The organism is Streptomyces sp. NPDC058195 (assembly GCF_042883525.1).
In the GTDB taxonomy this organism is placed as follows: domain Bacteria; phylum Actinomycetota; class Actinomycetes; order Streptomycetales; family Streptomycetaceae; genus Streptomyces.
Map to the genome: position 1 here is coordinate 145,517 of NZ_JBHVVM010000012.1, position 22,909 is coordinate 168,425.

16 protein-coding genes are annotated in these 22,909 nt (G+C 71.3%); 14 read left to right on the forward strand and 2 right to left on the reverse strand.

Going from position 1 to position 22,909, the window contains the following annotated elements; translation table 11 throughout:
- The first annotated feature begins 208 nt into the window (after positions 1 to 208).
- The 8 genes from ACFVWY_RS17480 to ACFVWY_RS17515 all read left to right on the forward strand — a co-directional run bounded on the left by ACFVWY_RS17480 (position 209) and on the right by ACFVWY_RS17515 (position 10,053).
- Positions 209 to 1,723 carry a gamma-aminobutyraldehyde dehydrogenase gene (locus ACFVWY_RS17480; protein WP_389872914.1) on the forward strand — a complete coding sequence of 505 codons (1,515 nt, stop codon included), beginning with the start codon at positions 209 to 211 and terminating at the stop codon, positions 1,721 to 1,723.
- A 40-nt stretch (positions 1,724 to 1,763) separates the two neighbouring features.
- Entirely contained in the window at positions 1,764 to 3,014 is a 1,251-nt protein-coding gene (locus tag ACFVWY_RS17485; RefSeq protein WP_389872747.1) for a PotD/PotF family extracellular solute-binding protein, read from the forward strand.
- Positions 3,015 to 3,131: 117 nt separating this feature from the next.
- Complete coding sequence (locus tag ACFVWY_RS17490) at positions 3,132 to 4,280, forward strand: ABC transporter ATP-binding protein (RefSeq protein WP_389872750.1); 1,149 nt, start codon at positions 3,132 to 3,134, stop codon at positions 4,278 to 4,280.
- Positions 4,277 to 5,203, forward strand: coding sequence for an ABC transporter permease (locus ACFVWY_RS17495; RefSeq protein ID WP_389872753.1), 927 nt, complete (start codon positions 4,277 to 4,279; stop codon positions 5,201 to 5,203). Before ACFVWY_RS17490 ends, ACFVWY_RS17495 begins: the two co-directional genes overlap by 4 nt.
- Positions 5,203 to 6,003 (forward strand): ABC transporter permease, encoded by an 801-nt coding sequence (locus ACFVWY_RS17500; protein WP_389872755.1) that lies wholly within the window; start codon positions 5,203 to 5,205, stop codon positions 6,001 to 6,003. Before ACFVWY_RS17495 ends, ACFVWY_RS17500 begins: the two co-directional genes overlap by 1 nt.
- A 24-nt stretch (positions 6,004 to 6,027) precedes the next feature.
- A complete protein-coding gene (locus ACFVWY_RS17505; RefSeq protein ID WP_389872759.1) occupies positions 6,028 to 7,443 on the forward strand; it encodes an NAD(P)/FAD-dependent oxidoreductase in 1,416 nt (471 codons plus the stop codon).
- Positions 7,444 to 7,633: 190 nt separating this feature from the next.
- Positions 7,634 to 8,095 carry a hypothetical protein gene (locus ACFVWY_RS17510; protein ID WP_389872762.1) on the forward strand — a complete coding sequence of 154 codons (462 nt, stop codon included), beginning with the start codon at positions 7,634 to 7,636 and terminating at the stop codon, positions 8,093 to 8,095.
- A gap of 128 nt (positions 8,096 to 8,223) precedes the next feature.
- On the forward strand, positions 8,224 to 10,053 hold the full coding sequence (locus ACFVWY_RS17515; protein WP_389872763.1) for a chitinase: 1,830 nt from the start codon (positions 8,224 to 8,226) through the stop codon (positions 10,051 to 10,053).
- Here ACFVWY_RS17515 and ACFVWY_RS17520 read toward each other — a convergent pair.
- Both ACFVWY_RS17520 and gabT read right to left on the reverse strand, forming a co-directional pair.
- On the reverse strand, positions 10,038 to 10,616 hold the full coding sequence (locus tag ACFVWY_RS17520; RefSeq protein WP_389872765.1) for a phosphatase PAP2 family protein: 579 nt from the start codon (positions 10,614 to 10,616) through the stop codon (positions 10,038 to 10,040). The genes ACFVWY_RS17515 and ACFVWY_RS17520 overlap by 16 nt on opposite strands.
- 382 nt (positions 10,617 to 10,998) lie before the next feature.
- Positions 10,999 to 12,339 carry a 4-aminobutyrate--2-oxoglutarate transaminase gene (gabT, locus tag ACFVWY_RS17525; protein ID WP_389872768.1) on the reverse strand — a complete coding sequence of 447 codons (1,341 nt, stop codon included), beginning with the start codon at positions 12,337 to 12,339 and terminating at the stop codon, positions 10,999 to 11,001.
- Between the two features lie 275 nt (positions 12,340 to 12,614).
- Between gabT and ACFVWY_RS17530 the strand changes: the two genes are divergently transcribed.
- The 6 genes from ACFVWY_RS17530 (at position 12,615) to ispG (ending at position 22,789) form a co-directional block, all read left to right on the forward strand.
- Positions 12,615 to 14,969 carry an ATP/GTP-binding protein gene (locus ACFVWY_RS17530; protein WP_389872769.1) on the forward strand — a complete coding sequence of 785 codons (2,355 nt, stop codon included), beginning with the start codon at positions 12,615 to 12,617 and terminating at the stop codon, positions 14,967 to 14,969.
- Positions 14,970 to 15,089: 120 nt separating this feature from the next.
- The gene (locus ACFVWY_RS17535) at positions 15,090 to 16,658 is read left to right on the forward strand and encodes a PucR family transcriptional regulator (protein ID WP_389872772.1); all 1,569 of its coding nucleotides are present in this window, start codon (positions 15,090 to 15,092) and stop codon (positions 16,656 to 16,658) included.
- A 287-nt stretch (positions 16,659 to 16,945) separates the two neighbouring features.
- The gene (locus ACFVWY_RS17540; RefSeq protein ID WP_389872775.1) at positions 16,946 to 18,391 is read left to right on the forward strand and encodes an aldehyde dehydrogenase family protein; all 1,446 of its coding nucleotides are present in this window, start codon (positions 16,946 to 16,948) and stop codon (positions 18,389 to 18,391) included.
- Between the two features lie 473 nt (positions 18,392 to 18,864).
- Positions 18,865 to 20,127, forward strand: coding sequence for a 1-deoxy-D-xylulose-5-phosphate reductoisomerase (dxr, locus tag ACFVWY_RS17545; RefSeq protein WP_389872777.1), 1,263 nt, complete (start codon positions 18,865 to 18,867; stop codon positions 20,125 to 20,127).
- Positions 20,124 to 21,434 (forward strand): M50 family metallopeptidase, encoded by a 1,311-nt coding sequence (locus tag ACFVWY_RS17550; protein ID WP_389872780.1) that lies wholly within the window; start codon positions 20,124 to 20,126, stop codon positions 21,432 to 21,434. The genes dxr and ACFVWY_RS17550 overlap by 4 nt, the downstream gene beginning before the upstream one ends.
- A 200-nt stretch (positions 21,435 to 21,634) precedes the next feature.
- Positions 21,635 to 22,789 carry a flavodoxin-dependent (E)-4-hydroxy-3-methylbut-2-enyl-diphosphate synthase gene (gene ispG / locus ACFVWY_RS17555; protein WP_389872783.1) on the forward strand — a complete coding sequence of 385 codons (1,155 nt, stop codon included), beginning with the start codon at positions 21,635 to 21,637 and terminating at the stop codon, positions 22,787 to 22,789.
- The last annotated feature ends 120 nt before the right edge of the window (positions 22,790 to 22,909 follow it).

Genomic DNA, 22,909 nt, shown 5'->3' on the forward strand with positions numbered 1-22,909 from the left:
ATGGCATGCGATTCTGGCATTCGCCACTGACACTCCGTACGGGGAATTCCGTAAAGACGCGACACATGGTCGACAGATTCCGTCGCGTAACCAAAAGGCAACAACGGAATCACTTGTTGGGGTTCCTCCCCTCTGCCAGGATCGGCACTCAAATCGAGCAATGGCTACGCCGCCCCCGGATTCGGGGTCCGCGGCGGAGGAGAACGTCATGGGCAACGGCATCCAGGTGCGGGACCGCTTCGCGGACGGCGCACAGTACATCGGCGGAAAGCTGCGGTCCGGAACCTCGGGACACCACCACGACGTGGTGAATCCGGCGACGGGGGAGACCGTCTACACCTACGAGCTGGCCGGTACGGCCGACGTGGACGCGGCGGTGGCTGCCGCCAAGGCGGCGTTCCCCGGCTGGTCGGGCGCAACGCCCGCCGAGCGGGCCGAGGCGATGCACCGCTTCGCCGCCGTCCTCGCCGGGCAGGCCGAGGACTTCGCGCGGGTGGAGTCCCTCCAGTGCGGCAAGCCGATCAAGCTCTCCACCGAGTTCGACGTGCCCGGCACCATCGACAACACCTCCTTCTTCGCCGGTGCGGCCCGCCACCTGGAGGGCAAGTCGGCCGGTGAGTACGACGGCGACCACACCTCCTACGTACGCCGCGAGGCGATCGGCGTCGTCGGTTCGATCGCGCCGTGGAACTACCCCCTCCAGATGGCCGCCTGGAAGATCCTCCCGGCCGTCGCCGCCGGCAACACCATCGTGCTGAAGCCTGCCGAGATCACCCCGCTGACCTCGCTGATGTTCGCCCAGGCGGCCACCGAGGCCGGCCTCCCCGACGGTGTGATCAACATCGTCACCGGCGCGGGCAGGGTGGCCGGCGAGCACCTGGTCGGCCACCCGGACGTGGTCATGACCTCCTTCACCGGCTCCACCGCCGTCGGCAAGCGGGTCGCGGAGATCGCCACCGCCACCGTCAAGCGCCTCCACCTGGAGCTCGGCGGCAAGGCCCCCTTCGTGGTCTTCGACGACGCCGACCTCGAAGCCGCGGTCAACGGCGCCGTCGCCGGCGCGCTCATCAACACCGGCCAGGACTGCACCGCCGCCACCCGTGCCTACGTCCAGCGCCCGCTGTACGACGCCTTCGTGCAGGGTGTCGCGGAGCTCATGGAGACCGTCCGGCTCGGCGACCCCTTCGACCCGTCGACCGACCTCGGCCCGCTGATCAGCCACGCCCAGCGGGACCGGGTCGCCGGTTTCGTCGAGCGCGCCCGCGCCTATGCCACCGTCGTCACCGGTGGCGAGGCCCCCGGCGGCGCACTGGAGGCGGGCGCCTACTACCGGCCGACGCTGGTCGCCGGTGCCGCCCAGGACAGCGAGATCGTCCAGTCCGAGATCTTCGGCCCGGTCCTGGTCGTGCTGCCCTTCGACACCGACGACGAGGGCCTGCGGCTCGCCAACGACACCCCGTACGGCCTCGCCGCCTCCGCCTGGACCCGTGACCTGTACCGCGCCAACCGCGCCACCCGCGAGATCAAGGCGGGATGCGTCTGGGTCAACGACCACATCCCGATCATCAGCGAGATGCCCCACGGCGGATACAAGGCCAGCGGCTTCGGCAAGGACATGTCGGCGTACTCCTTCGAGGAGTACACGCAGGTCAAGCACGTCATGTACGACAACACCGCGGTCGCCCGCAAGGACTGGCACCGCACGATCTTCGGAGACCGATAGTCCGGCCGACCCCGGCCTCACACCCGAAAGGGAAACGCGCATGGAGCAGTACGAGCCAGAGCGGCTCTCCGCGGCCCAGACCGCCGCGATGCGACGCAGTCTCACCAGCGGCCGGGGCGCCCTGACCCGCCGATCGCTCCTCCGCGCCTCCGGTACGGGGGCGCTGGCGATCGGCGGGCTGGGCACACTGAGCGCGTGCGGCATTCCGCCCGCCCAGCGGGAGGGCGACGCCGCCGCGGCCTCCGACGACCACTCGGCCAAGGAGAAGCAGGTCAACTTCTCCAACTGGACCGAGTACATGGACATCGGCGACGACCAGACGAGCAGGCCCACCCTGGAGGCGTTCACCAAGCGCACCGGGATCAGCGTCAAGTACACCGAGGACATCAACGACAACGTCGAGTTCTTCGGCAAGATCAAACCGCAGATGGCCGCAGGACAGGACACCGGCCGCGACCTGATCATCGTCACCGACTGGCTGGCCGCCCGCATCATCCGGCTCGGCTGGGCGCAGCGGCTCGACGCCTCGAACCTGCCGCACGCCTTCGCCAACCTCTCGGCCCAGTTCCGCACCCCGGACTGGGATCCGGGCCGCGCCTACTCGTACCCCTGGACCGGCATCCCCACCGTCATCGCCTACAACTCCAAGGCGACCGGCGGCCGGAAGGTGGACTCCGTCACGCAGCTCCTGGACGACCCCGCGCTCAAGGGCCGGGTCAGCTTCCTCTCCGAGATGCGCGACACCATCGGCATGACCCTGCTCGACCTGGGCAAGGACCCGGCCTCCTTCACCGACGCCGACTACGACGCCGCGGTCAACCGGCTCCAGAAGGGCGTCGACAAGAAGCAGATACGCCGCTTCACCGGCAACGACTACACCGCCGACCTCGACAAGGGCGACATCGCCGCCTGCGTCGCCTGGGCCGGTGACATCATCCAGCTCCAGGCCGGGAACCCGGACATCAAGTACGCCATCCCGGCCGCCGGCTACATCACGTCGAGCGACAACATGCTGGTCCCCGCCAAGGCACGGCACAAGACCAACGCCGAGAAGCTCATGGACTACTACTACGAGCCGCCGGTCGCCGCCCGCCTCGCCGCCTTCATCAACTTCGTCTGCCCGGTCGACGGCGTCCGCGAGGAGCTCGCCCGGATCGACGAGAAGATGGCCGCCAACACGCTGATCCTCCCGGACAGCGAGATGGCCTCCCGGTCGCACTCCTTCCGCTCCCTGAGCGCCAAGGAAGAGACGGCGTACGAGGAGAAGTTCGCCAAGCTCATCGGCGCCTGACCACCGGCCCGTCCGCTCTTCTCCCTTCCTCCCCGCACCGCCCCTCGATCCTCGCGATCTCCTGATCTCCCCCGATCTTCCCCAGATCCCCCTCTGACACCACAGGGACCGCGCTCCATGACACAGCAGCAGACCGGCGGCGACGTCCGCCTCACCGGGATCAGCAAGACCTACGGCTCGTTCGTCGCCGTCCAACCGCTCGACCTGACCGTCCCGCAGGGCTCCTTCTTCGCGCTGCTCGGCGCGTCCGGATGCGGCAAGACCACCACCCTGCGGATGATCGCCGGGCTGGAGGAGGCCACCACCGGCACGGTCTTCCTCGGCGGCAGGGACATCACCGCGCTCCCGCCGTACAAACGGCCCGTCAACACGGTCTTCCAGAGCTACGCGCTCTTCCCGCACCTCGACATCTCGGAGAACGTCGCCTTCGGTCTGCGCAGGCGCGGCATCAAGTCCGTGAAGAAGCAGGTCGACGAGATGCTGGACCTCGTCCAGCTCGGCGACTTCGCCAAGCGCAAGCCGCACCAGCTCTCCGGTGGCCAGCAGCAGCGCGTCGCCGTCGCCCGCGCGCTGATCAACCACCCCCAGGTCCTGCTGCTCGACGAACCGCTCGGCGCCCTCGACCTCAAGCTGCGCCGCCAGATGCAGCTGGAGCTCAAGCGCATCCAGACCGAGGTCGGCATCACCTTCATCCACGTCACCCACGACCAGGAGGAGGCCATGACCATGGCCGACACGGTCGCGGTGATGAACGGAGGCCGTGTCGAGCAGCTCGGCGCCCCCGCCGACCTGTACGAGAACCCGAAGACGACCTTCGTCGCCAACTTCCTCGGCACCTCCAACCTCATCGAGGCCGAGATCGTCTCCACCGGCACCGACCTCGTCGTGGCCGCGGGCGGCGGAAGGCTGCGGCTCCCCGCCGGACGGTGCAGCGCCCCGGTCAAGGACGGCGGCAAGCTGCTCGTCGGCATCCGGCCCGAGAAGATCTCGCTGGTACGCGCCGACGACGCCGACGCCATCGCCGACGGCCGTAACCGGGTCACCGGCCGCATCGTCGACTCCAGCTTCATCGGGGTGTCCACCCAGTACGTGGTCGAGAGCCCGGCCGGCAAGGCGCTCCAGGTCTACGAGCAGAACATCGAGCGCGACTCCCGGCTCGCGCCCGGCTCCGAGGTCGTGCTGCACTGGAACCCCGCGCACACCTTCGGGCTCGACGCGGCCCAGGACATCGACGCCGGTGTGGAGACGGTGGAGGACGCGGCGTGACCGTCACCCAGGAGGCGCCACCGGCGCCCGTCACCGAACTGAAGATACGCAAGCCCTCCGCCCGCAGACGGCTCGTCCCCTACTGGCTGCTGCTCCCGGGCATCCTGTGGCTCGTCGTCTTCTTCGCCCTCCCGCTGGTCTACCAGGCCTCGACCTCCGTGCAGACCGGATCCCTGGAGAAGGGCTTCGAGGTCACCTGGCACTTCCAGACCTACTGGGACGCGCTGACGGAGTACTACCCGCAGTTCCTCCGCTCCCTGCTGTACGCGGGCACCGCCACCGTGCTGTGCCTGCTGCTCGGCTACCCGCTGGCCTACCTCATCGCGTTCAAGGCGGGCCGCTGGCGCAACGTCCTGCTGGTCCTGGTCATCGCGCCGTTCTTCACCAGCTTCCTGATCCGCACGCTCGCCTGGAAGACGATCCTCGCGGACGGCGGCGCGGTCGTCGACGTACTGAACACCCTGCACGTCCTGGACGTCACCAGCTGGCTCGGCTGGACCGAGTCCAACCGCGTGCTGGCCACTCCGATGGCGGTGGTCTGCGGCCTCACGTACAACTTCCTGCCCTTCATGATCCTGCCGCTCTACACCTCGCTGGAGCGGATCGACGGCAGGCTGCACGAGGCGGCCGGTGACCTGTACGCCACCCCCGCCACCACCTTCCGCAAGGTGACCTTCCCGCTCTCCATGCCGGGAGTCGTCTCCGGAACCCTGCTCACCTTCATCCCGGCCAGCGGCGACTACGTCAACGCGGAACTGCTGGGATCCACCGACACGAAGATGGTCGGCAGCGTCATCCAGACCCAGTTCCTGCGGGTCCTGGACTACCCGACGGCGGCCGCGCTCTCCTTCATCCTCATGGCGGCAGTCCTGATCATGGTCACCGTCTACATCCGCCGCTCCGGGACGGAGGACCTGGTCTGATGCCCGTACTGCGCTGGATTCGCCGGAATCTGATCGTCCTCGCGGGTCTGCTGACCCTCGCGTACATGATCCTTCCGAACATCGTCGTCATGGTGTTCTCGTTCAACAAGCCGAACGGGCGCTTCAACTACGCCTGGCAGCGGTTCTCCCTGGACGCCTGGAAGGACCCCTGCGGCGTCGCCGACATGTGCGGCTCGCTCTCGCTCTCCCTCCAGATCGCCCTGTGGGCCACCATCGGCGCGACCGTGCTCGGCACGATGATCTCCTTCGCGCTGGTCCGCTACCGCTTCCGGGCGCGCGGCGCGATCAACTCGCTGATCTTCCTGCCGATGGCGATGCCCGAGGTCGTCATGGCCGCCTCGCTGCTCACGCTCTTCCTCAACATGGGCGCGCAGCTGGGCTTCTGGACGATCCTCATCGCGCACATCATGTTCTGCCTGAGCTTCGTCGTGACGGCGGTGAAGGCCCGTGTGATGTCGATGGACCCGAGGCTGGAGGAGGCCGCCCGCGATCTGTACGCCGGGCCCGTGCAGACCTTCCTGCGGGTGACCCTGCCGATCGCCGCCCCCGGAATCGCGGCGGGAGCGCTGCTCGCCTTCGCGCTCTCCTTCGACGATTTCATCATCACCAATTTCAACGCGGGCTCCACCGTGACCTTCCCCATGTTCGTCTGGGGTTCGGCACAGCGCGGCACGCCCGTGCAGATCAACGTCATCGGCACGGCGATGTTCATCATCGCGGTACTGGTGGTCGTCGTCGGCCAGCTCATCGCGAACCGGCGCAAGAACAGCACACGCTAGAAAGCTCTGAAGGAGTTGGAAACCATGGCCCCAGCTGCCATGCGTATCGCTGCACAATCGCTCTCCGACGCGAAGCCCGTGTCGTTCTGGCTGGACGACCCGGGCAAGCCCGAGGCGCTGCCCGCGCTCACCGGGGACGAGCACTGCGACCTGCTGGTCGTCGGCGGTGGCTACAGCGGTCTGTGGACCGCGCTCATCGCCAAGGAGCGTGACCCCGGGCGGGACGTCGTGCTGATCGAGGGGCACGAGGTGGGCTGGGCCGCCTCGGGCCGCAACGGCGGGTTCTGCGCCGCCTCCCTCACCCACGGGCTGCCCAACGGCGTGGAGCGCTGGCCCGACGAGATCCACAAGCTGGAGAAGCTGGGCGAGCGCAACCTCGACGCCATCGAGGACGCCGTCGCCCGCTACGGGATCGACTGCGAGTTCGAGCGCACCGGCGAGATCGACGTCGCCACCCAGCCCTACCAGCTCGAAGAGCTCCACGAGTGGCACGAGGAGATGACGAAGCTCGGCTTCACCGGGACCGACTTCCTGGACGGCGACGCGCTGCGCGCCGAGGTCGACTCGCCGACCTTCCTGGGCGGTCTCTGGGACCGCCGGGGCGTGGCCATGCTGCACCCGGCCAAGCTGGCCTGGGGCCTGAAGCGGGCCTGCCTCGACCTCGGCGTACGGATCTACGAGCAGACCCGGGGTCTCGAACTCGCCCGGACCAGCACCCAGATGGCCGTCCGCACCCCGTACGGGCGGATCTTCGCCCGCCGGGTCGCGCTCGGCACCAACGTCTTCCCCTCGCTGGTCAAGCGGGTACGCCCGTTCACCGTGCCGGTCTACGACTACGCGCTGATGACCGAGCCGCTCAGCGCCGACCAGCTCGCCTCCATCGGCTGGGGGAACCGGCAGGGCCTGGGCGACAGCGCCAACCAGTTCCACTACTTCCGGCTGTCGGCCGACAACAGGATCCTGTGGGGCGGCTACGACGCGATCTACCCGTACGGGGGCCGGGTGAGCGCCGAGCTCGACCAGCGTCCGGAGACCTTCCTCAAACTCGCGGGGCAGTTCTTCGACTGCTTCCCGCAGCTGGCGGGAATTCGTTTCAGCCATGCCTGGGGCGGCGCGATCGACACCTGTTCGCGCTTTACCGCGTTCTTCGGCACCGCCCATCAGGGCCAGGTCGCCTATGCCGCCGGATTCACCGGTCTGGGCGTCGGCTCCACCCGTTTCGGCGCCGATGTGATGCTCGACCTGCTGGCGGGCGAGCAGAGCGAACGGACCACGCTGGAAATGGTCCGCACCAAGCCGATGCCGTTCCCGCCCGAGCCGTTCGCCTGGGCCGGGATCGAGCTGACCCGGAAGTCTCTGGCCAGGGCCGACGACAACCAGGGCCGTCGCAACCTCTGGCTCAAGACGATGGACCGACTGGGACTCGGCTTCGACAGCTGACCCTTCTGGGAGTGTCCGGAAAAGGACCCTCCTGACCTCCGGCCCGGCCGCCTTCAGGCGGCCGGGCCGCTTTTTTCTGAATTTCCTTCCCGAAGCCGCGTAATCGACCGGGGACTTCGCTCTCTCACCCGTGTGTACGCGCCGGTAACCAAGGCTGGCGGACACCGACACACGGAAACGGAGACAGGTCATGACCGGCACGGGGGTCAAAGCAGCAGTCGAATGGCTCGTATCGGTGGCGCCGGACCCGGGCGCCTGCCGGTGGACGTGGGAGCGCGATCCCCGCGGGGTCGCGCTGCTGCCCGCGGGGAGGCGCTGGGACGTGCTGATCCTCCCGGGGGAGCTGGGATACCCCACCCTCGACGTACTGACCCGCCTGATCGACCGGCCGGGCCCGGTGCTCGGGGGATTCGGCGACAGGCGGATGGGCTTCTTCGTGCCGCCGGGCACCGTCGCCCGCTGGGTCGGCACCGGCGTACGCGGAGCGGGGCGGGGAACCTGGATCGTCGTGCCCCACCCGGGCCGTCCCGCCCGCGGCGGGGTGCGCTGGCTGGTCCCGCCGGACGGCTCGGGCACCCTCACCGACGCGGCACTTCTGGAGCTCGCGATGCACGAGGCGGCGGCCGGACAGGCCGGCCGCGACAGCCGCTGACAGCCGGGGAAGGGCGGTACGGGGCCGACCGCGCGGGCGGCCCCGTGCTGTCAGAGGTCTTGACAACCTGATTGGTCTGGACCATGTTGTGGCCGCCGCACTCGTTTCCCCCATGCACGGAGGCCGCTGTGGAACGTACGGGATTCCCCGCCCGATTGACCGGCGTCGTGGCCGCCTTCTCGGCCGCGCTGCTCGCCGCCGGCGGGCTCACCGCCCTTGCCCCGCCCGCCGCCGCGGCCGACGCCGAACTCGCCCGCAACGGCGGCTTCGAGTCCGGTCTGGACGGCTGGAACTGCACCGGCGGCAGCGGAGCCGCCGTCAGTACCCCGGCGCACGGTGGCGCATCGGCGCTCAAGGCCACCCCGGCCGGTGCCGACAACGCCAAGTGCTCCCAGGTGGTGAACGTCCAGCCGGACTCCACGTACACGCTGAGCGCCTGGGTGCAGGGCTCGTACGTCTACCTCGGGGCCGAGGGCACCGGCACCACCGACGTCTCCACCTGGTCCCCGTCCTCGTCCGGCTGGAAGCAGCTCACCACCACGTTCAAGACCGGCTCCGCCACCAAGCAGGTCACCGTCTACACCCACGGCTGGTTCGGCACCCCCGCCTACTACGCCGACGACCTGTCCCTGACCGGCCCCGGCGGCGCCCCCGTCGAACTCCCGGCCGCCCCCACCGCGCTCAGGGCGGGCACCGCCACCTCCTCGACCGTCGACCTCTCCTGGTCCGGCTCGGCGGGCGCCACCGGCTACCACGTCTACCGGGGCGGCACCAAGGTCCTCACGGTCACCGGCACCTCCGCCACCGTGACCGGCCTCACCGCGTCGACCGCGTACAGCTTCCAGGTCGCCGCGGTCAACGCGGCGGGCGAGTCCGCCAAGTCCGCCGCCGTCCAGGCCACCACCACCGCGGGCGGCCCGGGTGGCGGGGGTGACGGCACGCTGCCCGCCCACGCGCTCGTCGGCTATCTGCACGCCAGCTTCGCCAACGGCTCCGGCTACACGCGGATGGCGGACGTGCCCGACTCCTGGGACGTCATCGACCTGGCCTTCGGCGAACCGACCTCGGTCACCTCCGGCGACATCCGCTTCTCGCTCTGCCCGGTCACCGAATGCCCGAACGTCGAGTCGGAGGCCGAGTTCAAGGCCGCCATCAAGGCCAAGCAGGCCGCGGGCAAGAAGGTGCTCATCTCCATCGGCGGCCAGAACGGCCAGGTGCAGCTCACCACCACCGCCGCCCGCGACACCTTCGTCTCCTCGGTCAGCCGGATCATCGACGCGTACGGCCTCGACGGCCTCGACATCGACTTCGAGGGCCACTCGCTCTCGCTGAACACCGGCGACACCGACTTCCGGAACCCGACCACCCCGGTCGTCGTCAACCTGATCTCCGCGGTGAAGACCCTGAAGGCCAAGTACGGCGACGCGTTCGTCCTGACGATGGCCCCGGAGACCTTCTTCGTCCAGCTCGGCTACCAGTACTACGGCTCGGGCCCCTGGGGCGGCCAGGACCCGCGGGCCGGTGCCTACCTCCCGGTCATCCACGCGCTGCGCGACGACCTGACCCTGCTGCACGTCCAGGACTACAACTCGGGCTCCATCATGGGCCTGGACAACCAGTACCACTCGATGGGCGGCGCGGACTTCCACATCGCCATGACCGACATGCTGCTCACCGGCTTCCCGGTGGCGGGCGACCAGACCAGGGTCTTCCCGCCGCTCCGCCCCGAGCAGGTCGCCATCGGCCTCCCGGCCTCCACCCAGGCGGGCAACGGCCACACCTCGCCCGCCGAGGTCACCAAGGCGCTGAACTGCCTCACGAAGAAGACCGACTGCGGGTCCTACACCACCCACGGCACCTGGCCCGCCCTGCGCGGCCTGATGACCTGGTCGATCAACTGGGACCGGTTCAACAACGGGGAGTTCTCGAAGAACTTCGACGCCTACTTCGGGAGCTGACGGCCCCGTAGCGGACCCGGGCGCAGCGGCAGCAGCACCGCCCCGAACAGGAGCCAGCTGCCCAGCACGTCCAGCGGCCAGTGGTAGCCGCGCAGCACCAGACCGATGCCCGTCGCCGTGGCCAGCAAGGCAGCGGCGACGGGCATCATCCATGACCACCGCCGTCCCGGGCGCGCCAGCAGCAGGGCCGCCGCCCCGTACGCCACCAGGGCCGTCGCCGCGTGCCCGGACGGGTAGTAGCCGGTGGCCTCCGTCAGCGGCCCCGGGCGCGCGATCCACGCCTTCAGCGGGACGGCGAGCAGCGGCACCGCACCCATCGCGAGCCCCGCGTACAGCGCCCGGCGGCGCGCCCCGCGCAGCACGGCGAGGACGATGGCGCAGCCCAGCACCGGGAGCGCGACCTGTGTGTTGCCGAGATCGGCGAGGAATTCGGTCAGCCCGGCAGGGCCGTGCCCCACGACGGCCCGGCCGGTCCGCTCGTCCAGCCGGCGCAGCGGGCCGTCGGCCGCGACCTGCCAGGTGACCAGCGCGAAGAGGACCAGTGCGACGAGCGCCCCCGGCACCGGGGAACGCAGAAGAGCCGGCCGCCCGGGAACCGGGGGGGTGGTTCCGGGGCGGCCGGTAGGACCGGTGTGCCGCACGCCCCGGGGGGTCTGGGGCGAGCGGCCATCCGATCGGTGAGGAGTTCCGGAACCAGAGGCTCCAGCGGTGTGCGCGAAGGCACGACCGGAACGGCGCTGGGGAAGCTCCGGTCCGGCATCGCCCGTAGTCCCCTGCGGGCGGGGTGTTTCTCTCATCTGCGCAAACCGTACGGCAGCGGAAGGGGGGCCGACAGCGGGAAACGGATCCCGCCATCGGCCCCGCACACCTTCTTCACAGGCCCTCACGCGGGCCCCGCCGGGACCTCGCGAGGGCGGGATCCCGGGGCGCGGAGACTCGCACGGATCAGATCGCGGCGAACGCCTGCTCGATGACGTCGAGCGCCTCGTTCAGCAGGTCCTCGCCGATCACCAGCGGCGGCAGGAAGCGCAGGACGTTGCCGTAGGTACCGCAGGTCAGCACCAGCACGCCCTCGGCGTGGCACGCCGCGGCGAGCTTCGAGGCGGCCTGCGGGTTCGGGTCCTTCGAGCCGGACTTCACCAGCTCGATCGCGATCATCGCGCCACGGCCGCGGATGTCCCCGATCACGTCGCCGTTGGGCAGCTTCGCCTGCATCTCGGCGAGGCGGCCCTTCATGATCTCCTCGATGCGCTTGGCCTTGCCGTTGAGGTCCAGCTCGCGCATCGTCTCGATGGCGCCGAGGGCACCGGCGCAGGCGACCGGGTTGCCGCCGTAGGTGCCGCCGAGGCCGCCGGAGTGGGCGGAGTCCATGATCTCGGCGCGGCCGGTCACGGCGGAGAGCGGCAGACCGCCCGCGATGCCCTTGGCGGTGGTGATCAGGTCCGGGACGATGCCCTCGTCCTCGCAGGCGAACCACTGGCCGGTGCGGCAGAAGCCGGACTGGATCTCGTCGGCGACGAAGACGATGCCGTTGTCCTTGGCGAACTGGGCGATCGCCGGGAGGAAGCCCTTGGCCGGCTCGATGAAGCCGCCCTCACCGAGCACCGGCTCGATGATGATCGCGGCGACGTTCTCCGCGCCGATCTGCTTGCTGATCTGCTCGATGGCCTGCGCGGACGCCTCGGCGCCGGCGTTCTCGGCACCGGTCGGCCAGCGGTAGCCGTACGCCACCGGCACCCGGTAGACCTCGGGCGCGAACGGACCGAAGCCCTGCTTGTACGGCATGTTCTTCGCGGTCAGCGCCATGGTCAGGTTGGTGCGGCCGTGGTAGCCGTGGTCGAAGACGACGACCGCGGTGCGCTTGGTGTGGACGCGGGCGATCTTCACCGCGTTCTCGACGGCCTCGGCGCCCGAGTTGAACAGCGCGGACTTCTTCGGGTGGTCGCCCGGGGTCAGCTCGGCGAGCTGCTCACAGACCTCGACGTAGCCCTCGTACGGCGTGACCATGAAGCAGGTGTGGGTGAAGTCGGCGAGCTGCGCGGAGGCGCGGCGCACCACGGCCTCGGCGGAGGCGCCGACCGAGGTCACGGCGATGCCGGAGCCGAGGTCGATCAGGCGGTTGCCGTCGACGTCCTCGATGATCCCGCCACCGGCGCGGGCGGTGAACACCGGCAGGGTGGAGCCCACGCCTGCCGCCACCGTGTTCAGCCGTCGGGCCTGAAGCTCCACCGACTTCGGGCCAGGGATGGCCGTGACGACGCGTCGCTCCTGCGGGATTTCGGTCATGTGGGGCTCCTGGGGGGATGTCTTGGACGCTTTCCCTGCAGGCTAGGGGCGGGGCCCGGGGTCCGGCATGTTCCGTTCGGGAGTGGTGGCCGGGTGCGGTTGTCCGTGGTGGACATGGCGGGGCGGCGCACGGGGCCGGGAAAGAACCCCGGGCACCGGCACGGACATCCCGCCGGACCGCGTCAACGAGCGGTACGGGGCACTAGATTGAGGGTTCCGGGCGTCCGCGCCCGGGGACACGGTCGGCGCTGGTCAGGGGACGAGGGACAGCACACATGGACACCGAGGGCACGTACGACTCACGCGGCACCCGCTCGGGTCATCAGGTGCCGCGCCCGGCCGCCGCACCCCCTCCGGGAGCACCGCCCAGGCCCGGCCACGCCCCCGCCGCGGCCCTCCCGGTCGACAGCTGGCTGCGGACCCCCCGCGCGGCGGCCGAGCCCGGCCTGTGGCGCTTCGGCCACGTCCCCCGGCCCGAGGCCGACCCGGACCGGGTGCCCGACCGGGCCCTGATCGGCGGCGCGGTGGTGGCGCTGCTCGCCGCCCTGCTGGTCTGGTCGCTGTGGCGCAACGGCTACGTGCCCCACAGCCGCATCCTGCTGGAACTGGTCACCCCCTCCGACTGGTGGGGGCTCGAACGCCCCATGGCGGCCGTGACCGCCCTGTCCGCCTACAACAGCCTGGTCGCCGCCCTGGTGATCTGGGGCTTCGGCAGGCTCGGCAACTGGCGCGGGGTGTTCCACCGCTACGCGGCCGACCACCCCCTGCCGGGCCGGGCCGTGCGAACCGCGCTGGCCGCCGCCGTCCTGGTCTGGTGCTTCGTGAACGCCGACGCCCTGCTGCCCTTCGACGACCTGGTCCTGGGCCTGACCCCTTACTCCTGGCTGTACGGCGGCACCGCCGAGGAGACCCTGGCGCGGGTGGAGACCTTCACGACCGTCTACCACCTGGTGGGCACCGCCCTGATCCTGCTGCTCATCGGGCGGGCCGGGAACTGGCCCGGCATCATCCGCGACCTGCGCGGCAGCCGCGGGAGCGGCCCGGAGCCGCAGAAGGCACCGCAGACGGCGGACCCGGCCGACTGGCCGCAGCTGCGCGCCGCGGGCCAGGAGGAGGCCGCCGACCGGCTGATGGCGGAGCAGCGCACCGGCCGCATGAACGACGTCGACTGGGCACGCATCCGGCGCGCCTGGAGCACCGTGGAGGCCGACTCCGCGCGGCTGCGCCCGTTCGCCGACGCCGTCCGCGGCCTGGGCGCGGGGGCCTGCGCGCACCCGTCGGGAGCCCGGGACCTGCCGGTCCGCTCCGCCACCCACGACCTGCTCACCTCGCAGGTCCGGCTCGGCCGCTACCCCGACCGCGACCGCAGCCCGGCCGCCCGGCGCGGCGCGGGCGCCGCCGTCGACCCGGCGGTGCTCGGCGCGTCCCTGCTGGCCGTCGGGCCCTTCGGCGCGGGCAAGACCCGGCACGTGGTGCGGCCCGTCGTGGAGTCGCTCGCCCTCCAGGCCCTCGCCGGGCAGGCCGTCGTCATCGCCGTCTGCGCGGCCGGTACCCCGCTCGGGGCCGACGAGGGCTACGACGTGGTCATCAGGCCGGGCGACCCGTCCTGCGCCCACGACCTGGATCTGTACAGCGGAACCGACGACGCCGACGAGGCCGCCGCCCTGCTCGCCGAGGCGCTCGCCGGAGACCTGCCCGATGTCGACGCGCGGCGGGCCACCACGGCGCTGGCCCAGCTCCTCGGCCCGTACCGGGCGGCCCACGGCCGTTTCCCCTCCGTGCCGGTGCTGCGCGAGCTCCTCGACGGCTCTCCCGGCGCCCTGGGGGAGCTCCGGGCCCGGCTCGACGCTGATACCCACCGCTCGTACATCCGCGAACTGGACGGCCGGGCCCGGCAGGCGGGCACCCCCGGCGACCCGGGCGTCCGGCTCGCCGACCGGATCGCGGCCCTGGACCGGCCGGCCTTCGCCGGGTTCTTCGACCCCGGGGCCGCCCGCCCCTTCTCGGCGCGCACCCTCGAACACCCGCTGCGGGTCCGCATCGACCTGCCGGAGCGGGCCCATCCCGAGGCCGCCCGGCTGCTCACCCGCCTGGTGCTCGCCCAGTTCACCACCGGGGCGGCGACCCGCTCGGACCGCTCCCTGTTCGCCTTCCTCGCCCTGGACGACGCCACCCACACCGTCACCGCCGAGTCGGTGCGGGCCGTGCAGCGGCTGCGGAGCCGCAACGCCGGGGTGCTGCTCACCCTGCGCGGACTGGACGACGTCCCCGAGGGCCTGCACACCACCCTGCTCGGCTCGGTTGGCTGCCACATGGCCTTCTCCGGCGTCACCACCTGGGACGGGCGGCTCTTCGCGCAGGCCTGGGGCACCGAATGGGTGGAGACCACCGAGGTCGCCAAGCACACGGTCTTCGCCGACCAGCCCCTCACCCGGGCCGTGCACGCCCTGCGCAAGCTCGTCACCGGCAAGGCGGTCACCACCGACGCGGTGACCGTCCGCCAGGTCGAGAGGGAGCGCTGGTCGGCCTCCGAGCTGGCCCACCAGGTCCCGGCCGGGCACGCGGTGCTCTCCTTGACGACCGTCGGCGGCGAGCACGCGCCGCCGCTCCTGGTCGATCTGAACGGCTGACCGGGGGCGGGACCGCGGCGCCCGGCCGTGGTCCCGGCGAACCAGGCCAGTCTGGCAGAATTGGGAGTGGCCGTTCATACGGGACGGCGAAAACCGACACTCCGAGGTCCCGCGGTCCCCATGCCCCTCACTCTCGCCTCGCTCGTCCAGCGCCCGGCGCTCAAACTGACCGTGCGCGCCGGGGCGGACCGGCTCGACGCGCCCGTGCGCTGGGCGCACGCCAGCGAGCTGACCGACCCCGTGCCGTACATGGAGGGCGGGGAGTTCCTGCTCGTCACCGCCACCAACCTGGACGCCGAGAACCCCGAGGCGATGCGGCGGTACGTACGACGGCTCGCCGCGGCGGGCGTCACCGGCCTGGGCTTCGCCGTCGGCGTCAACTACGACGAGGTGCCCGGGGCGCTGATCGACGCGGCCGAGGAAGCCGGGCTGCCGCTCCTCGAAGTGCCGCGCCGCACCCCGTTCATCGCGATCGCCAAGGCCGTGTCCTCGGCCATCGCCGAGGACCAGTACCGGGCCGTGACAGCGGGCTTCGAGGTCCAGCGGGAGCTGACCCGGGCGGCGCTCTCCGGCGACGGCCCCGTCGCCCTGCTGACCCGGCTCGCCGCCCACCTCGACGGCTGGGCCGCGCTGTACGACGCGGCCGGCCAGGTCGTCGCCGCCGCCCCCGAGTGGGCCGCCCGCCGCGCCGCCCGGCTCATCCCCGACGTGGAACGGCTGCGGGACCGCGCCGCCCCCGCCAGCATGGTCGTCGGCGGCGCCGAGGACCGGGTCGAGCTCCAGTCCCTGGGCACCGGCCGCCAGGTCCGCGGCGTGCTGGCCGTCGGCACCGGCGCGGCCCTCGGCACCGCCGGGCGGTACGCCGTCCACTCCGCCGTCGCCCTGCTGACCCTGACCACCGCGCGCTCCCGGTCCCTCCAGGGCGCCGAACAGCGCCTGGGCGCGGCCGTGCTGCGGATGCTGCTGGCCGGTCAGCCGGACCACGCCCGCGCCGTCGCCGGAGACCTCTACGGCGGACTGCTCGACGCCCCGTTCCGGCTGCTCATCGCCGAGGCCGCCGAACCCGCCGGACCCGCGGCACTCGCCGAGGCGATGGAGGCGGCGGCCCTGCGGACCGGCGAGACCCTGCTCTCCGTGCCCGAGGGCGGCCGGCTCGTCGTCCTCGCCGCGGACGGCGGAGCGGCGGTCACCGCCTGCGCGGCGTACGCCGAGGCGCAGGAGGCCCGGACCTCCGGGGAGGGCGCGAAGCCGGAGGAGGGCGCCGTCGTCGTGGGGCTCTCCGCCCCGGCGGGACCGATCGCCGTCTCCGCCGCGTACAAGCAGGCCGAGCAGGCCCTCTCGGTGGCCCGCCGCCGGGGCAGGTCCCTGGTCGAGCACGAGGAACTGGCCGCGGGCTCGGTGCTGCCCCTGCTCGCGGACGACGCGGTGCGCGCCTTCGCCGACGGCATGCTCCGCTCCCTGCGCGAACACGACGCCAAGGGCCGAGGCGATCTCGTGGCCTCGCTGCGGGCCTGGCTCGCCCGCCACGGCCAGTGGGACGCCGCCGCGGCCGATCTGGGCGTCCACCGCCACACCCTGCGCTACCGGATGCGCCGGGTGGAGGAGATCCTGGGCCGCTCACTGGACGACGCGGACGTCCGCATGGAGCTGTGGCTGGCCCTGAAGGCCACCAGCACCCCCGCGCCCTAGGGTCTTTCGTTTGGATCAGGCTGGATCAGGGAGCGGGGGCTGGTGCGTGCAGCTGCAAGGCGGAGGAAGGAGCCGACGCGGAGCGTCGGTGACTGACGACAACGCGGCAGATGTGCGTGCCGGCCCCCGCGAGCCCGGCATGATCCAAACGAGAGGCCCTAGCCGGCGTCCGACAATCCGGAGCGTCCGCGGCGCGCACTGCTCCACCCCGGACAAACGCCGAAACGGCCCCGCGGCCCTACGGTGGGGGCAAGACACCCCCACCGCTCCGAAGGGCCGGAACCTCCATGACTTCCACCCACGCCTTCTGGCTGGCCGGCCGCCAGGCCACCGGCGAGGACAGCTTCGACGTCACCAACCCCTGGGACGGCCGTCACGTCGGCACGGTCAGCGTGCCGACCGACGCCCAGATCGAGGAGGCCGTCGCGGCCGCGCACGCCGTGCGCGAAGAGTTCGCCGCGACCCCGGCGCACGTCCGGGCCGCCGCACTCGACCACGTCGTACGGCGCCTGGTGGAGCGCACCGAGGAACTCGCCCAGCTGATCTCCGCCGAGAACGGCAAGCCCATCAAGTGGGCCCGCGGCGAGGTCGGCCGCGCCGTCTCCGTCTTCCGGTTCGCGGCCGAGGAAGCCCGCCGCTTCAACGGCGGCGACGCCCAGCGCCTGGACACCGACGCCGGTGGCACCGGCCGCCTCGGCCTGACCCGCCGCTTCCCGCGCGGCACGGTCCTCGGCATCGCGCCGTTCAACTTCCCGCTGAACCTGAGCGCCCACAAGGTCGCCCCGGCCATCGCCGTCGGCGCCCCGATCATCCTGAAGCCCGCCCCGGCCACCCCGATCTCCTCGCTGATCCTGGGCGAGCTGCTGGCCGAGACCGACCTTCCGGCGGGTTCCTGGTCCGTGCTCACGGTCCCCAACGACCGGATGCCCGCCCTGGTCCAGGACGAGCGCCTGCCCGTGATCTCCTTCACCGGCTCCGGCCCGGTCGGCTACTCGATCATGGAGTCGGTGCCGCGCAAGCACTGCACCCTGGAGCTGGGCGGCAACGCCGCCGCGGTCGTCCTCGGCGACTACGCCTCCGAGGAGGACCTGGACTGGGCCGCGACCCGCATCGCGACCTTCTCCAACTACCAGGGCGGCCAGTCCTGCATCTCCGTGCAGCGCGTCATCGCGGACGCCGCGGTCTACGACCGGCTGCTCCCGAAGATCGTCGCGGCGGTCGAGGCCCAGGTCACCGGCGACCCCTCCGACCCGGCCACCGAGGTCGGCCCGCTGGTCAGCGAGGACGCCGCCAAGCGCGTCGAGTCCTGGGTGGACGAGGCCGTGCAGGCCGGTGCCCAGCTGCTCGCCGGCGGCAAGCGGGACGGTGCCACCTACGCGCCGACCGTGCTCGCCGAGCTCCCGGACGGCGTCACCCTCTCCTGCGAGGAGGTCTTCGGACCGGTGCTGTCCGTCCAGAAGGTGAACGGCGAGGCCGAGGCCTTCGAGGCCGTCAACTCCTCCAAGTACGGCCTCCAGGCCGGTGTGTTCACCCACGACCTGCAGACCGCCTTCCGTGCCCACCGGGCCCTGGAGGTCGGCGGCGTGATCATCGGCGACGTCCCGTCCTACCGCGCGGACCAGATGCCGTACGGCGGCGTCAAGCAGTCCGGCGTCGGCCGCGAGGGCGTCCGTTACGCCATGGACGACTACACCTACGAGCGCGTGCTGGTCCTCACCGGCCTCGCCCTGTAGCCCCGAACCGGACCGGTCCGACCGGCCCGCCCACGTCGCCTGTGTTTCCGCCTGGACAGCACGACAGCAGGTGACAACGAGACGGCCTGAACCCACTGTGCGGGGGTTCAGGCCGTCCCGTTCTGCCCGGCAGGAGGCCGTCCGGGGGAGCCGTCCGGGGCAGTCCGGGGCCGTCCCGGCACCTCACCTCACGGCTGACGCCCGGCCCGCTCCTCGCGACCGGCCTCCGGACCACCGTCGTCGGCCCGGTCTGTTCTCCGTACGGGGAATCACCCTCGCGATGACGCGCGCCTCCGGCGCCGAGGCCGAGCGGGACGGCGCCGTCCTGACCGGACCGCCCCATACCGCCCCGGGCGTTCGCCGCCCGCGCCGCGGCTGGCACCGGGCGCGACGGAAACGGCCGGAACCGGTCAAGGGCCCTTCGGGCCGTTCCGCGGGACGCACTGTCCACACCCACAGGCGAAGCGGCAACAATGGGGGGCATGAGCGACAGCCCTGCCCCCCTCGCCGATCCGCATCGCGTCTTCGACGCGACGAGAGGCCGACGGGATCTCGTCATCCTCGGCTCCACCGGTTCCATCGGCACCCAGGCCATCGACCTGGTGCTGCGCAACCCCGACCGCTTCCGCGTCACCGGGCTCTCGGCCGCGGGCGGCCGGGTCGCCCTCCTCGCCGAGCAGGCGCGGCTGCTGCGGGTGCGCACCGTGGCCGTCGCCGCGCCCGACGCCGTACCGGCCCTGCGCGAGGCGCTGAGCGAGCGGTACGGGACGGGCGAGCCGCTCCCCGAGATCCTCGCCGGACCCGACGCCGCCGCGGAACTCGCCGCGAGCGACTGCCACACCGTGCTCAACGGCATCACCGGCTCCATCGGGCTCGCCCCCACCCTCGCCGCTCTCGAAGCGGGCCGCACCCTCGCCCTGGCCAACAAGGAGTCGCTGATCGTCGGCGGCCCGCTGGTCAAGGCGCTGGCCAAGCCCGGCCAGATCATCCCGGTCGACTCCGAGCACGCCGCCCTCTTCCAGGCCCTGGGCGCCGGTACCCGCGCCGACGTGCGCAAGCTCGTGGTCACCGCCTCCGGCGGTCCCTTCCGCGGCCGTACCCGCGGCGAACTGGCCGACGTCACCCGCGAACAGGCCCTCGCCCACCCGACCTGGGCCATGGGACCGGTCATCACGGTCAACTCCGCGACCCTGGTCAACAAGGGACTGGAGGTCATCGAGGCCCACCTCCTCTACGACATCCCCTTCGACCGGATCGAGGTCGTGGTCCACCCCCAGTCGTACGTGCACTCCATGGTCGAGTTCACCGACGGCTCCACCCTCGCCCAGGCCACCCCGCCGGACATGCGGGGCCCGATCGCCATCGGCGTCGGCTGGCCCGCCCGGGTTCCGGACGCCGCCCCGGCGTTCGACTGGTCCAAGGCGTCCACCTGGGAGTTCTTCCCGCTCGACAACGAGGCCTTCCCCTCGGTCGGACTGGCCCGGCACGTCGGCACGCTCGGGGCCACCGCACCGGCCGTCTTCAACGCCGCCAACGAGGAATGCGTCGACGCGTTTCTCTCCGGACGGCTGCCGTTCAACGGAATCATGGATACGGTCAGCGCGGTGGTCGCCGAACACGGCACCCCCGGCACGGGAACTTCGCTCACGGTCGCAGACGTCCTCGAAGCGGAGACCTGGGCACGCGCCCGGGCCCGTGAACTCTCGGCGACAGCGACAGCGGAGGCGCGCGCATGAGTCTGACGACGGTCCTGCTGACGATTCTCGGCATCGCCGTGTTCGTCCTCGGCCTGCTCTTCTCGATCGCCTGGCACGAGCTGGGCCACCTGTCGACGGCGAAGCTCTTCGGCATCCGCGTCCCCCAGTACATGGTCGGCTTCGGCCCCACGATCTGGTCGCGGAAGAAGGGCGACACCGAGTACGGCATCAAGGCCATCCCGGCCGGCGGCTACATCCGCATGATCGGCATGTTCCCGCCCGGGGCGGACGGGCGCCTGGAGGCGCGGTCCACCTCGCCGTGGCGCGGCATGATCGAGGACGCCAGGTCCGCCGCCTTCGAGGAGCTCGAACCGGGCGACGACAAGCGCCTCTTCTACACGCGCAAGCCGTGGAAGCGCGTCATCGTCATGTTCGCCGGACCGTTCATGAACCTGGTCCTCGCCGTCGCGATCTTCCTCGGCGTGGCGATGACCTTCGGCTTCCAGACCCAGACCACCGAGGTGGCGGGCGTCCAGAAGTGCGTGATCGACCAGAGCGAGAACCGGGACACCTGCAAGAAGTCCGACCCGGTCTCGCCCGCGCAGGCGGCCGGACTCAAGAAGGGCGACAAGATCGTCGCCTTCGACGGGCAGAAGGTCGACGACTGGGACACCCTCTCCGGCAGGATCCGCGACACCATCGGCCCCGCCACCCTCACCGTCCTGCGCGACGGCCAGGAGAAGACCCTCCACGCCGTGCTGGCGGAGAACTCGGTGGCGAAGAAGGACTCCAGGGGCGAACCGGTCGCCGGTGAGTTCGTGAAGGCCGGCTACCTCGGCTTCGCCGCCCAGCAGGAGATCATCCCGCTCTCCTTCGGTGACTCGGTCGTCCGCATGGGAGACATGGTCCAGAACGGCGTCGAATCGATCATCGCCCTCCCGACCAAGATCCCGGGCCTCTGGGACGCCGCCTTCAGCGACGGCGAGCGCGCTGCGGACTCCCCGGTGGGCGTCGTCGGCGCGGCCAGGATCGGCGGCGAGGTGATGACGCTGGACGTACCGGCGGAGAACCAGGTCGCGATGATGCTGTTCCTGCTGGCCGGATTCAATCTCTCGCTCTTCCTCTTCAACATGCTGCCGCTGCTGCCCCTCGACGGCGGACACATCGCCGGAGCGCTCTGGGAAGCCCTGCGGCGCAACGTCGCACGGGTCTTCAAGCGCCCCGACCCGGGCCCGTTCGACGTGGCCAAGCTGATGCCGGTCGCCTATGTCGTCGCCGGTGTCTTCATCTGCTTCACCCTGCTGGTGCTGGTCGCCGACATCGTGAACCCGGTCAAGATCTCCTGATCCCTGACCCCCGCGCCCGCTGAACGCACGGCTCCGCACACCACGGGTGACGGCCCGGCACACACACCGTGTCCGGGCCGTCCTCGTTGTGCGGCACTCCCGCGCGCGGTGTGCTTCCGTACCCCGCGGGTGACGTAACCTCGAAGCTCAAAGCCCGCCGATCTCGGGTCCTTGATCCACACCTTGGGGATGCTCAGCGCATGACTGCGATTTCTCTCGGAATTCCTTCCGTTCCGACCAAGCTCGCCGACCGGAGGGTCAGCCGCAAGATCCAGGTCGGGTCGGTCGCCGTGGGCGGGGACGCGCCGGTTTCGGTCCAGTCGATGACCACGACGCGCACGTCGGACATCGGCGCGACGCTCCAGCAGATCGCGGAGCTGACCGCGTCCGGCTGCCAGATCGTCCGCGTGGCGTGCCCGACGCAGGACGACGCGGACGCGCTGGCGACGATCGCCAGGAAGTCGCAGATCCCGGTGATCGCGGACATCCACTTCCAGCCGAAGTACGTCTTCGCCGCGATCGACGCGGGCTGCGCGGCGGTGCGCGTGAACCCCGGCAACATCAAGCAGTTCGACGACAAGGTCAAGGAGATCGCGCGGGCCGCGAACGACGCGCGCACCCCGATCCGCATCGGCGTGAACGCGGGCTCGCTGGACGCGCGACTGCTCGCGAAGTACGGCAAGGCGACCCCCGAGGCCCTGGTCGAGTCGGCGCTCTGGGAGGCCTCGCTCTTCGAGGAGCACGGCTTCCGCGACATCAAGATCTCCGTGAAGCACAACGACCCGGTCGTGATGGTCAACGCCTACCGCCAGCTCGCCGAGCGCTGCGACTACCCGCTGCACCTCGGTGTGACGGAGGCCGGACCGGCGTTCCAGGGGACGATCAAGTCGGCCGTGGCGTTCGGCGCGCTGCTGTCGGAGGGCATCGGGGACACGATCCGGGTGTCCCTCTCGGCGCCGCCCGCCGAGGAGGTCAAGGTCGGCATCCAGATCCTGGAGTCGCTGAACCTGCGCCAGCGCCGCCTGGAGATCGTGTCCTGCCCGTCGTGCGGCCGGGCCCAGGTCGACGTGTACAAGCTGGCCGACCAGGTGACGGCGGGTCTCGAAGGCATGGAGGTCCCGCTGCGGGTCGCCGTGATGGGCTGCGTCGTCAACGGCCCCGGCGAGGCCCGCGAGGCTGACCTGGGTGTGGCCTCCGGCAACGGCAAGGGACAGATCTTCGTGAAGGGCGAGGTCATCAAGACGGTGCCCGAGTCGAAGATCGTCGAGACGCTCATCGAAGAAGCCCTGAAGATCGCCGAGCAGATGGAGAAGGACGGCATCGCCTCGGGCGAGCCCGAGGTCTCCGTCAGCTGACCCGCCGCTCGCGGCAGCCGCGCCCCGCCGGACGGACACCGACCGGCGGGGCGCCGCCATGAGCGGCCCCGGCGGCGACCGCCCACCGGCGGCACGGCTGGGCCACTTCGGTTAAAGTGC